A 12,830-nucleotide genomic window follows, 5' to 3' on the forward strand; every position below is an offset into this window, starting at 1 on the left:
GTAGGCGGGCCCACAGGGGCCGGGTGGATTCGCAGGAGAGGCAGTTCATGTACTTCACCGACCGGGGGATCGAGGAGCTGGAGAAGCGGCGCGGCGAGGAAGAGGTCACCTTCGAGTGGCTCGCCGAGCAACTGCGCACGTTCGTCGATCTGAACCCGGACTTCGAGGTGCCCGTGGAGCGGCTCGCGACCTGGCTCGCCCGGCTCGACGACGAGGACGACGAGTAGGGCGAGCGGCGCGACAAGGGCGAAACGGGGCGACGGGCGGACCGTGCGGTCCGTTTCGCCCCTCCCCCTCACCTGTCACCGGAGTTAGCCTTCTTCTCCCATTCGGTGAACGGGGGCGTCATGGGTGGAGGAGTCGAACGCGTACGGCTCGACGACGGAACGGTCGTCTGGGCCAGGATCGGCGGACGGGACGGGGAGGCGCTCGACGAGGGCGGCTACTGGGACACGGGACTCGGTGACCGCGTCGTCGACATGGCGGGCGGGCTGGCCGGCACGGTCGGCGGCGTCGTGCGCTCCTTGCGCGCCGGTCTCGACACGCCCGCCGCGGTCGAGGTGTCCGTCAGCTTCGGGATCGAACTGACGGCGCAGTCGGGCAGGATCGTGAGCGCCATAGCGCAGGGCGGCGGCACGTCGTCCCTGACGGTGTCCCTGACCTGGACCGAACCGGCGACGGCCGCGGACGGCGCGGATCCCGCGGCACCCGGCGCCGCGGCCGCACCGCCTCGCCCGCCGGCCACCGGCTCCGCATGAGCGCCTTCGACGAGATGGTGCGCCCCTCGCTCGCGCGCATCGGCGCGATGGGTGACGGGTATGCAACGGACCGTGACCCGTACTGGGGATCGGGGTTCTTCATAGCCCCGGGCTGGCTGTTGACCTGCGCCCACGTCGTGGGGAAGGGGGGGGCCGCGGTGTGCCGAGGACAGCGCGCCTTACGCGTGACCTGGCAGGAACGCACCACCGAACCCACCGCCACCGACGCCTGGGAGGAGCGCTCGGGCACCGGGACGGCCGTACTCCTGGCCCCCCGGCCCGAGGAGCCGGAGTCGCTCCGTGACCCCTGGCCGTTCCCCGACCTCGCGCTCGTCCGGGTGGAAGGCGCGGACGACGTGCGGTGCCTCTGGCTGGGCGACCGCGAGCCCGGCGCCCGCACCCCGATCGGGCTGTACGGCTGGTCCCTGCAGACAGGCGAGCTGGGCGTCCGGCACGGCACCGGCGAACTCGCGGGTTCCGACGCCCGCGCGCTGCTGCTCGGCGGCAGCCTGCCGATCGGCGGCCTGTCCGGCGGGCCCGTGCTCGACCTGCGGCTCGGCTCGGTCGTCGGCGTGATCAAGGGCCGCCGACGGGAGGAGGGCGTCGCCGTCCCGGTCACCGCGCTGCACGAGCTGCTGGACCGGCGCGACACGTCCGGCGTCCTGCGCGAGGTGCTGCGTGCGCACGACCGGCACCATCTCCGCCTCCTGGACGACCCGTCGCCGTACGCGAACTGGACCACCCTCCAGGCCACGCTGCCCGCGCTCGCGCCGCCGGTCTCCGGGATCACCGCCGAACTCCGCGCCCGGCTCTACGGCCACCTCGCCGAGCTGCCGCCGCCCGCCGGAGCCGGCGAGATCGTCCACCTGGTGGAGGAGGTCAAGGAGCGGGTGCGCGGTGAACGGCTGCGCTCCCTGGTGCCCCGGAACGTGCGGACCTGGCGGGAGGGCGCGGCCCTGCTGTACGGACTGCGCACCCTGGACGAAGAGGGCGGCGGGACGCTGGTCGATCTCGACGCCGTCCTGCTGTACGCGGCGAAGGTCGTGCGGAAGGCGGCGCGGGAGCGTCCCGGTGAGATCGACCCGGCCCGGCTCGGCGCGTTCACCGACTGGCTCGGCGCGCAGGCCGGCCGGCACCGGCACTGGGCGGTGAGCGGTGCCATCAGGGGACTGCTCAGCGGGATCGACGGCCGGGAGGCGGACGAAGGGCGGGAAGGAGTCACGGACGGAGGGCGGGAAGGAGTCACGGACGGAGGGCCGGACGGAGGGGCGGGCGTCGGCCGCACCGCCGCCATCACGCCCGTGACCGCTGCCGCGACCGCCCCCGCGACCGTGCCGCCCCCCGCCGTCGAACTCCAGGCCCCATCCGCGCCCTCGGTCGCGCCCGCGCTCCCGGCCGTGTCAGTGCCCCGGGCCGTGTCGGAGCCCCCGTTCATCCCGGAACCCCGGGCCGCCCCCGACGCTCCGGCCGTCACCGCCGACGTGGTGGCCACCGGCCGTACCGACGTGCTCGTCCGGATCGGCGCGTCCATGTACGGCGGTCTGCACCCCTGGAGCGTGGAGCTGATCCACGACGGCCTCGACGTCACCCCGGTCGCCGCCGACGACCGGGGGGTGCGCGTCGACGAGCTCGCGGCGGTGCTGCGCGAGCCGCTCGACCGTGCGCTGGACCTCGGGGACCACGGCGAGCACCTGGCCGGGATCGAGATCTTCCTGCCGCGCAAGCTGTTCGACCTGCCGGTGGACGAATGGCAGTTGCTGCCCGATCACCCCGGAGCCCTACGCGACGGCCACGGCGGCCTCGACCGCGGCCACGGCGGCGCCCGCGGCCCCGACGACCGGAACGTCGAGGGCCACGAGGACGATGACGACGAGGACGACGACTTCGTGGACGAGCGGTCCATGCCGCTCGGGATGCGCCGGACCGTCGTCATCCGGGACCTGCGGCGCAGTGAGCGCCCGCCCTCCCCGGAGTGGCGCAGGCGCTGGCGGGGGGTGACCCGGGGGCCGCTCACGCACGAGCCGCTGCACGGCCGGGCCCCGGCCGACGGCCACGTCGCCGCGCCCCGCTCCGGAAGCCGGTACCTGTACTACGGCACGCTGTCGGCGCTGGACGACACCTGTGTCGCGGTCTACTGCGGCCCGGTGGCGAGCGGGGAGGGGCAGGCGGCGATGAGGGACGCGCTGATGGCGGGCCATCCGGTGGTGCTGTGGCGCCGGGACCGGCACGATCACGACGAATGCAAGGACTTCTACGAGCAGGCCGCCCATGCGGTGGGCGCCGCCCGGCACGCCGAGGGCCTGCACGAACCGGTGCGTGACCTGCGCATCCGGCTGTACGACCCCGAGTCGGCCCGGGCCCGGGGCCTGCGCGGGAAGCTGGCCGTGCTGGTCGATCCGCCGGACCGCCCGCCGCGTGCCGCCGGGACGATGCGGCCACCGCCGCTGGCCGCTCCCGACGGCTGACCCGACGGCAGACCCGGCGCACGGATCCGCCGGGTGGGTCCGGCGGACGGCCGGGCGGCCGGACCCCGGGCGGCCGGACCGCCCCCGGACCGGCCCGGCCGGAGGCCGACCCGACGCCCGACCCGGGCGCCCGCCTCGCGGCCGATCCGTCCGCCACTCCCGGACCCCCCGTCAAACCCTGTTCGCGACAGAGCTGTTGGGAGGCCCGAAGTGAACGCCGGGCCGCTCGAACCTCGGCAGACACGGCCGCCTGACGGTAGCCTCGTGGGTCAAATGACCGGGCCCGCTGCATGATCACCGGATTTGGGAGGAGCCCAAGGTGAACGACTGGCGGATCTACAGCGGAGTGGGTCAGCCGCACGACGGCATGCGGCGGTTGCCGCCCCCGCCGCCCTGGCGTGACTTCACGGCCTCCCGGCGCGATGACACGGGGGATGGTTCCGAGGACCCCAGCAGCGCCCGCCGGCTCGGTGTCCGCCGCCGTCTGGTGGAGAGCTACGCGCCCCGGCCGGCCGAGGTGGACGCGGTCAACGCGGCCCTGTACCTGCGTCGGCCGCTCCTGGTCACCGGCAACCCGGGCACGGGCAAGTCGACCCTGGCGTACGCCATCGCCCATGAACTCGGGCTGGGCAAGGTGCTGCGCTGGCCCATCGTCAGCCGCACCGGCCTCCAGGACGGGCTGTACCGGTACGACGCCATCGGCCGCCTCCAGGACGTCCAGCTCGAACGGGCCCGCGGCGGCGAGGGCGACACGGCCGCGCCCGGCATCGGCTCCTACATCCGGCTCGGCCCGCTCGGCACCGCCCTGCTGCCCGCCGGGCAGCCCCGCGTGCTGCTCATCGACGAACTGGACAAGAGCGACCTCGACCTGCCCAACGACCTGCTCAACACCCTGGAGGAAGGCGAGTTCTCCATCCCCGAGCTGGAGCGGCTGGCCGACCGCGAGCCCGTCGTCGAGGTGCTCACCCACGACGGCGACCGGGTCGCCGTGCACGGCGGGCGGATCGCCTGCACCGCCTTCCCGGTGATCGTCCTGACCTCCAACGGCGAGCGCGACTTCCCCGCCCCGCTGCTGCGGCGCTGCATCCAGCTGGAGCTCGACCCGCCCGGCGAGGAGCAGCTCACCGCCATGGTCGAGGCGCACCTCGGCACGGACGGTGTCGCCGGCGGTGCCGATCTCATCCGCAGGTTCCTGGAGCGCGAACCCGGCGAGGTGCTCGCCGCCGACCAGCTCCTCAACGCCCTCTTCCTCACCCGCCACGACCCGCGCGCGCAGAGCCTCACCCGGGAGCGGATCGCCGAGATGCTCATGCAGCCGCTCGACCGTACGAGGTGAGGGGCGGATGCCCGGGATGCACCTGGACGAGCTGATCGGCAAGCTGCGCCAGGGCGGGCTCGACCTCACCGCGGAGGACGTGGCCGACGCCCTCTGGCTGGCACGGCGGCTCGGCGCCGCCCCGCCCCGCGACGCGCCCGCCCGGCAGCCCGGCACCGGCCCGGCGGACCCGCCGGCCGCCGGGCCGGAGGCGGCACCCGCCGCGGCCGGCGCGGAGACGCCGGCCGCCGAACCGTCCCGGCCCCGGGCGGACGCCCCCGCCGCCCCGGTGCCCCTGCTCACCCCCGGCCTCCCGGCGCGCCCGCACGGCGACGGCCGCACGCCCACCCGCCTTCCCGTCCGGGCTCCCGCCGCCGGCGCCCTGCCCGGGCTGCTCGGCCTGGAGAAGGCACTGCGCGCCCTCGGCCGCTACCAGGTCGCCGCGGCCCCGCCCCGGGACGAGCGGATCGACGAGGAGGCCACCGCCGAGCGGGCCGCCGCCAGCGGCATCCTGCTCCCGGTCACCCGGCCCGGCCGCCGCCGGCGCTGCGACGTCCAGCTGCTCATGGACACCGGCCCCAACATGGCCGTCTGGGGACAACTGGTCGAGGAGCTGCGGCAGGCCTGCCAGCAGTCCGGCGCGTTCGCCTCGGTCCGCGTCCACCACCTCTACGCCGACGACTCCGGTGCGCTCCTGGTCGGTACGACCGCCGGTCCCGGACGGCACACCCGGCTGCGCCCGGCGGACGAACTGCACGATCCCACCGGCCGCCGGCTCACCTTCGTCATCAGCGACTGCGTGGGCCCGCTGTGGCAGAACGGCAGCGCGCAGCGGCTGCTGCACCAGTGGCCGCGCACCGCCCCGCTGGCCGTCGTCCAGCCGCTGCCGCCCCGGCTGTGGGGCCGTACCGGGTTGCCCGCCGAGCCGGGCCTGCTGATGCGCCCCGCCGGGGTGGCCGGGCGGCTGGCCTTCGAACCCGACGACGAACCCTGGGAGGAACCGGCGCCGCGCGCCAGGCCGGTACCGGTGCTGCAGCCCACCCCGGAGGCCTTCGAGGCCTTCGCCCGGCTGCTCGGCGGCAGCGGCCCCGTCACCGAGCGGGCCTGGGCGGCGCTCACCCAGCCGGCTGCGGCCCCGGCGCCCACGGCCTCCGCCGGCGCGGCCCCGCACGGCGACGGCGATCCGCACGCCGACGGTGATCCGCACGGCGGCGACCGGGCGCACGCGCACGACGAGCCGCTCAGCGACGACGAGTTGCTGCGGGCCTTCCGCGCCGGAGCCTCGCCCGGTGCCGTACGACTGGCGGTCTATCTGGCCGCGGCCCCCCTCACCCTGCCCGTGATGCAACTGGTCCAGCGGGCGATGCTGCCGGACACCGGGCCCATGGAGCTGGCCGAGGTGCTGCTCGGCGGGCTGCTCAGGCAGCTCCCCGGCACCGGGGAACAGCCCTGCTTCGCCTACTCGGGCCGGGTGCAGAACCTGCTGCTGTCCTCCCTCGACCAGGACACCGCCGGGCTCGTCCTCAAACACTGCTCGGCCTACGTGGAACGGCACTTCGGCCGGGGCACCCGCAACTTCGCCGCCCTCGCCGCCGCCCGGCTCGCCGACCACGACCCGTCCGCGGGCGCCGGCCGGCTCTCACCGGACGGCGTCCCGCCGGAGGAGGGCGGCAGTGTCGAGGCCGAGCTGTTCGCCCGGATCCCGGCCCGCGTCCTGCGCTTCTACCTGCCCGACCTCGTCACGCCCGACCCGCTCACCGAGGCCGAACGGCTGCTCGACCAGTGGCACCACCTGGCCGACCCGGAGGTGCTGCGCCGCGCCCGCGAACAGGCCCGGGCGGCGACCGCCCCCGCCCCCACGGGCCTCCCGGGCACCGGCGCCGCCGTCCGGCCCCACCTGGTCCTCGGCCGCATCCTGCGCGCCGAGGCGGGCACGGCGGCCGCGCGCACGGCCGGACGCCGCGCCGAGCTGCTGCGCGAGGCGGCGGCCGAACTCGCCGCCGCGCACGCCGCGGCCGGCGCCGGCAGCCGCGAACGTGCCGACGCCGCCCTGGAACTGGCCTCCTGTCGCCGGGAGTTGTGGCGACTGACGGCGGAGAGCGGGCAACTCGGCGCCGCCCTGGACGTCCTGGACGCCGAGGCCGCCCCCTGGCCGTTCCTGACCGAACGGGCACGTGCCTGGTCCCGCGCCGCGCATCCGGACGACCAGGACGCCTCCGCCCCGCCCGACGGCAGCGGAGAGAGTGCCCGGCCCGGCCCGGACACGCGGGACGGGGCGGCGGACGGTACGGACCCGGGTGCGGCGGCTGACGCGGACGGGACGGCTCGTGGCGCGATCGCGACACCGCACCGCGCGCCCGCGGACGCCGGCCAGGTGCCCTGGCCCGTCACCGCCCACCGCTCCCGGCTGCTGCTGCGCGGCCGGATCCTGCTCGACCTGCGGCACCCCGCCGCCGCCATCGGCGAACTCCGGGAGGCCTGCGCGACGCTGGACCTGGAGCGGGCCCCCGACACCGTGCGCGCGCCCGCCCTGCTCGACCTGGCACGGGCGTCGCGGGAGGCCGGGGCCGAGGACGGCGAGACCCGGCAGGCACTGCTGCGGGCCCGGCGGGCCGCCGGGGACGACCCCGCTCTGCTGCTGCCCAGCCTCGCCGCGCTGGCCGCCTTCCACGACGCGGCGGGCGAGGCCCCGGAGGCCGACGAGGCCTACGAGCGGGCCGCGCTGCTCGCCCCCGCCGACGGCGCCCTGCGCTGCCGGCTCCTCACCTCCTGGGGCGAGTCACTGCTGCGGCGGGCCTCGGCGCGCGACGGCGCGACGATCGTGGACCGGGCCGAGTACGTACTGCGCGAGGCGCTGCAGGCGCTGCCCGCCCGGTCCGCGCACCGCGGACGGCTGCAGGGCCTGGTCGGCAGCGCGCTCGCCCAGCGCTTCCGCCACCTCGGTTTCCTGCCCGACCTGTTCGAGAGCCGGCACCTGCTCGGCCAGGCGGTGCGCGCGGCCGCCGACGCCGCCGTACGGGCCGAGGTCTGGCTGCAGTTGGGGCGGGTGCGGCTGGAGGGCTGGCGCCGGGCCGGGGCACCGGTGCTGGTGGACGCCCTCCAGGCGTACGAGAACGCGGAGCGGGAGGCGCGGGCCGCGTACGGGGAGGACCCGGGCTCGGTGACCTCCGCCCGGGCGCGGCACGGCAGCGGAGCGGTGCTCGCCCTGATGGGCCGGCCCGCCGCGGCGCGCGGGGCCTACCAGGCGGCCCGGGAGCAGTGGCAGCGGCTGGCCGGCGCGCTGCGCCCGGTCGACTGGGCGGACGTCGAGCTGACCCGGCGGGCGCAGGCGGAGCCGACGACGGGGGAGGGACCGGCGCGTGCGGTACGGGGACTGCCGGACGAGGAATGGGAGCGGGTCGCTCCGCCCTGGTGGCCGTGGACCGAAGAGTGGGCGAACTGGTCAGAACTTGACCGGAGTTGATCTGGTCAGGGTTTCCACTTCCGGGCTGTCGGGAAGAACTGGGCAGCCATGGCGACGGAGCGGGCCGTTCGCGGGCGGGGAGGAGCCGAGTGTGGCGGAGCAGTGGAGCGGGGTGGCCGCCCCCGGTCGGGACACCGGGCGTGCCGCGCGCCTGCCCGACCTCACCGATGTCGACCTGCGTACCCTGCGGTTTCTCGATGATCCCGCCCTGACCGCCGCCGTCGACCGGGTCCTGCGCGATGCCACCGGGTGCCAGCAGGTCTGGCACAGCGGAGAGGGCGAGGGCGAGGTGCAGCCGTCCGCCGTGGATATGTTTTCGGCCGGACTCGCCGAACCCGGCCGGCTCCCGGACGAGCGGAGATGACCCCGGCGCCGATACCCGCCGAGGTCCTCGGGGCGCTCGCCGGCACCCGCCCCGCACCGCGGAGCACGCAGACACTGCGTGCCGCCATCCACGCGCGTCGCATGCTGCTCCTCAAGTCCCTCCTGGTGCGCACCGACCGGCAGCGCGGGCTCCTCGGCCCCGTCGCCCGCCGGGACTTCGAACGGGCCTGGGCGCTGCTGGCGGCCGCGGAACGGACCGGCCCCGCCGAGGTGCGCGAGGTGCTCGACTACCCGACGACCGGCACCTGGCTGGCCGCCGCGCTCGCCGCGCCCCAGGGCGCCGCGTTCGAACGGCAACTGGCCCACCTGGCCGGAGTCGCCGTCGCCGCGGCCGTCCGCGCGGGCCACACCGTGACCGGGACGCTGACCGTGCCCACCGGGCTGCTGGTGCTGCCCGGCCTCGGCGTGCTGCGCTGCCCGTCGGGCCGGGTCCGGCTGGGCGGCGGACCGGGCGGGACGCGGATCGCGGACGACGGCGGGCACGCCGAGGCGGTGCTGCCGCACCCGGCGGCGCGGCCGGGGCCCGGCGCGTCCCGCGCCACCGGCGACGGGACCGGCTGGAGCGCGCTGCGCACGCTGCCCGGCGGCACCGTACGCCTCGACGACCTCGACCCCTACCGGACGCCCTCACCCGGTACCGGACCGGGATCACTGCGTGCCGCCGACCGCCCCGACTGCCCCTGGGGCACCTGGGCCCGGCGCTGGCGTCGCGCCCGCGACCTGCTGACCGCGGTCGACGGGCGGCGTGCCGTCGAGACCGGCGCCGTGCTGCGCGCCGTCGTACCGCTGGCCGCCCCGGACACCGGTGCCACCCCGATGGGAGCCACGCTGAGGTCCGCGCCCGGCGCCGCGCTGATCCGGCTCCCGGGCACGGCGCGGGAACTCGCCGAGTCACTGGTGCACGAGACCCACCACACCAAGCTGGCGGCCCTGGACGAGCTGGTCCCGCTGTGCGGGCCGGGCGGGAGCGCGGTGCACCGGGTCGGCTGGCGCCCCGACCCCCGTCCGGTCCCGGCCGTGCTGCAGGGCGCGTACGCCCATCTGGCGCTCACCGACCTGTGGTGGAGGGTGCGCACCGGCGCCGGGGCCGCCCCGGCGTGGCGGCGCCGGGCCGGCGAGCGGTTCGAGGCGCTCCGCGAGGAGGTGGGGCAGGCCTTGTCCCTCCTGCTGGAATCCGATGAACTGACCCCAGCGGGAAGGGAGTTCGTCCAGGGCATGGAACGCCACCACGCCGGTCTCGGGGTGACGGCCCAAAATGCGCTGTGACGCTCCGCAGGGGCGTAATTTCTGTGCGTTAGCGTGTGCCGTGAGAGTGCGGTGGCGGGAACAGGGAGCGTGCGATGGCGGAACAGCGGCGGTCGGGCGGCGACGGGGCTCCGGCATCCGAACGCATCCTGGTGGTCTTCCCCGGTTACCACCGGGCCTGGGCGGCCTGGATCGCCCAGTGCCTGGAGAGCCACGGGCACCAGGCCACGCTGCAACGCTGGGACCCCCCGCGCGAGATCCCGCTGGAGGACTCCCTCGCCGACCTGCTGCTGGCCTCCGGACCGGTGCTGCTCGTCCTCGACGACTGGTTCTTCGAACTCGGACCGCGTCCGGCGGGGGAGTGGAACGACGCCCTGCGCGGCTTCGTCGCGGCGAACGCCGTCCGGTTCGCCGCCGTCAACCTCACCAACCGGTCGCTGCTGCCGGCCACCGCGGTCCTCGAACCGGCCAGCCTCTGGGGCCTGAGCGAGGAGGCCGCCGAGGAGCGGCTGCTGCGCCGGCTCGGCCTGGAGCGCCGCCGGGTGCCCCGGCCCACCGCCCACCGGGCCCGCTACCCAGAGAACCGGTGCGAGATCTGGGGCGAGATCCCGCGCCGCAACCCGCGCTTCACCGGCCGGGACGACCTGCTCACCAGCCTCCACCAGCAGCTCGCCGACGCCGACCGGGGCGCCGCCGTCTGCACCCTGCTCGGCATGTCCGGCATCGGCAAGACCCAGCTCGCCGCCGAGTACGCGCACCGGTTCAGCACCGACTACGACGTGGTGTGGTGGGTCAACTCCGACGACCGCAACATCCAGCGCGACCGGCTCGGCGAACTCGCCGTGGAGTTCGGCCTGCGGGTCGGCAACGAGCCCGGCGAGCGCATCCGGGCCGTCCGGGAGGCGCTGCGCCGGGGCGAGCCCTACGGCCGCTGGCTGCTGATCTTCGACGGCTGGGACGACACCGAGGGCGTCGACACGCTGCTCCCGCAGGGCGCGGGCCACGTCCTCGTCACCTCCCGCAACCGCGGCTGGGGCGAGCACACCGACATCCTCGAGATCCCCGCCTTCCTGCGTGCCGAGTCCACCGCCTACCTGCTGCGCCGCGCACCGCACATCAGCGCCGCCGAGGCCGACGAGGTCGCCGCCGAGTTCGGCGACGTGGCACTGCCGCTCGTCCAGGCCGCCTCCTGGCTCGGCGAGTCGCGCATGGAGGTGCCCGAGTACCTGCGCATGGTCCGCGAGCGCCGGCTGTCCACCGTGGACGAGCCCGCCACCGGCGAGGGCTTCCCGCGGTCGTCCATGACGTCCTGGTCGATACTGCTCAACCGGCTGCGCGGCGCCCAGCCGCAGACCATCGACATCCTCGGCCTGTGCACCTCGTTCGCCCCCGGACGCATCCCGCTCGGCCTCATCCGCGCCTACCCGCACGCCGACCTGCCCGAGCAACTGCGCTGGATGTCCGGCGACCTGACCGCCTGGACCCGGGCCCTGGACACGCTGGTCAACTACTCGGTGCTGACCCGGGAGACCCGCGGCCCGGTCGGCGTCGAGATGGGCCCGCACCAGGAGTCGGTCCACATGCACCGGCTGGTCCACGACATCGTCTCCAAGCTGACCAGCGAGGAAAGCCGGGTGGTGCACCGCCAGGCGGTCCGCACCCTGCTGGCCCAGGCCGACCCCGGCAACCCGCTGGACAGCCGCAACTGGCCCCGGTACGCGGAACTGCTGCCCCACCTCGAGCCCTCCGGCGCCCTCGGCAGCGCCCAGCCGCGCGTCCAGGAGACCGTGCTGAACTGCCTGCGCTACTGCTACCGCAGCGGCGAGTACAAGGGCGGCCTCGACCTGGCCCGGCGGATCCGCGACCACTGGTCCCGGATCATGGACCCGCTCGCCCAGCCCATGCTCGACCTCACCACGCAGGAGAGCAACATCCTGCGGGCCAGCGGCCGGTTCCGCGACGCCTACGAGCTCGACCGCGCCGTCCACCAGCGCCTCGGCGCCGCCGAGTCGCCCTCCGAGCTGGCCGAGCTGTCCACCAAGGGCGCCATGGCCGCCAGCCTGCGCCACCTGGGCCGTTACGACGACGCGCACGAGCTGCAGAGCGAGGTACTCGACGGCTACGGCAGACTCCTCGGTCCCGACGAGGGCCCCGCCCTGATCGCCCGGCACAACCACGGCGTCGGACTGCGGCTGCTCGGCCGCTACCAGGAGGCGTACGAGCTCGACCTGGACACGCTCGCGCGACGGGACAACGTGCTGCGCGCCCGGCACATCAGCACCCTCAACTCCGGCGGCGCCGTCGCCCACGACCTGCGGCTGCTGGGCCGGTACCGGGACGCGCTGGCCCGTCAGGAGACCGTGGTCAGGCTGAGCCTGCAGGTCCTCGGCGCACGGCATCCGCAGACCCTCTCGGCCCGCGGCCAGCTCGTCATGTGCCGCCGCCGGGAAGGCGGCCACACCCAGGACCTGGGGCCCGAGATGGCGAACCTCCTGGAGCAACTGGCACAGGTGCACGGCCGTGAGCACTACCGGACCCTGGCCTTCACCACCAACTACGGCAACTACCTGCGGGAGCACGGCGACCTCGCGCAGGCCCGGGAGCTGATCGACCGGGCCGAGGCCGGCTACCGCGCGCTGCTCGGCCCAGCCCACCCGGTCGCCACCGGCATGCTCTCCAACACCGGTCTCGTCATGCAGGCCGCCGGTGAACGCGCCGAGGCCCTGTCCATGTTCGAGGCGTCCTTCGCGGGCCTCACCGCCACCCTCGGCGCCGACCACCCCTGGGTCCTCGGCTGCGCCCTCAACGCGGCCAGCGCCCGCAACCTGGGCGACCGGATCACCGACGCCGTGGAGCTGAGCCGGGAGACCCTTCGCCGGGCCCGGCACACGCTGGGGCACGAGCATCCGCTCACGCTCTCCTGCCAGGTGGCGCTGGCCTCCGACCTGCGGGCCGCGCGGGAGCACGAGGAGGCCGGAAAGCTGGAGGACGACGGCCTCCTGGGCCTCACCCGCACCCTGGGCGCCCAACACCCCCACACCATCTCGGCCCGCCAACGAACCCGCCCCTACTGGGACTTCGAGCCCTACCTGGGCTGAGCGCCCCAAGGGGCGCGGGGAACTGCGCGACCTGCTACGACCAACCCGCAGCCGCGCACAAGCCCAACCACCCCCCCCCGAAAAGGCGAAAAGGGCCCGGTG

General features: G+C 75.7%; 8 protein-coding genes. All 8 read left to right on the forward strand.

Annotated features, from left to right (window positions below; translation table 11 throughout):
* The first annotated feature begins 47 nt into the window (after positions 1-47).
* Positions 48-227, forward strand: coding sequence for a DUF6104 family protein (locus tag ACWCPN_RS15025; RefSeq protein ID WP_003992906.1), 180 nt, complete (start codon positions 48-50; stop codon positions 225-227).
* A gap of 120 nt (positions 228-347) precedes the next feature.
* Positions 348-758, forward strand: a complete 411-nt coding sequence (locus ACWCPN_RS15030; protein WP_365119840.1) for a CU044_2847 family protein — start codon at positions 348-350, stop codon at positions 756-758.
* A gap of 47 nt (positions 759-805) precedes the next feature.
* The gene (locus ACWCPN_RS15035; RefSeq protein ID WP_451206055.1) at positions 806-3,223 is read left to right on the forward strand and encodes a VMAP-C domain-containing protein; all 2,418 of its coding nucleotides are present in this window, start codon (positions 806-808) and stop codon (positions 3,221-3,223) included.
* Positions 3,224-3,542: 319 nt separating this feature from the next.
* Positions 3,543-4,559 (forward strand): AAA family ATPase, encoded by a 1,017-nt coding sequence (locus ACWCPN_RS15040; protein WP_392292255.1) that lies wholly within the window; start codon positions 3,543-3,545, stop codon positions 4,557-4,559.
* A gap of 7 nt (positions 4,560-4,566) precedes the next feature.
* A complete protein-coding gene (locus ACWCPN_RS15045; protein WP_451205717.1) occupies positions 4,567-8,001 on the forward strand; it encodes an SAV_2336 N-terminal domain-related protein in 3,435 nt (1,144 codons plus the stop codon).
* A 91-nt stretch (positions 8,002-8,092) separates the two neighbouring features.
* Entirely contained in the window at positions 8,093-8,365 is a 273-nt protein-coding gene (locus ACWCPN_RS15050) for a hypothetical protein (RefSeq protein WP_392292257.1), read from the forward strand.
* Positions 8,362-9,651, forward strand: coding sequence for an aKG-HExxH-type peptide beta-hydroxylase (locus ACWCPN_RS15055; RefSeq protein WP_451205721.1), 1,290 nt, complete (start codon positions 8,362-8,364; stop codon positions 9,649-9,651). Before ACWCPN_RS15050 ends, ACWCPN_RS15055 begins: the two co-directional genes overlap by 4 nt.
* Positions 9,652-9,725: 74 nt before the next feature.
* Positions 9,726-12,728 carry an FxSxx-COOH system tetratricopeptide repeat protein gene (gene fxsT, locus ACWCPN_RS15060; protein ID WP_451205724.1) on the forward strand — a complete coding sequence of 1,001 codons (3,003 nt, stop codon included), beginning with the start codon at positions 9,726-9,728 and terminating at the stop codon, positions 12,726-12,728.
* Positions 12,729-12,830 lie beyond the last annotated feature (102 nt).

It is taken from the genome of Streptomyces sp. NPDC002386 (assembly GCF_053593175.1).

Coding starts and splice junctions, on each gene's coding strand:
- ACWCPN_RS15055 (WP_451205721.1), top strand. CDS start 8,362: ATGACCCCGGCGCCGATACCCGCCGAGGTCCTCGGGGCGCTCGCCGGC.
- ACWCPN_RS15025 (WP_003992906.1), top strand. CDS start 48: ATGTACTTCACCGACCGGGGGATCGAGGAGCTGGAGAAGCGGCGCGGC.
- ACWCPN_RS15045 (WP_451205717.1), top strand. CDS start 4,567: ATGCCCGGGATGCACCTGGACGAGCTGATCGGCAAGCTGCGCCAGGGC.
- ACWCPN_RS15035 (WP_451206055.1), top strand. CDS start 806: ATGGGTGACGGGTATGCAACGGACCGTGACCCGTACTGGGGATCGGGG.
- fxsT (WP_451205724.1), top strand. CDS start 9,726: ATGGCGGAACAGCGGCGGTCGGGCGGCGACGGGGCTCCGGCATCCGAA.
- ACWCPN_RS15030 (WP_365119840.1), top strand. CDS start 348: ATGGGTGGAGGAGTCGAACGCGTACGGCTCGACGACGGAACGGTCGTC.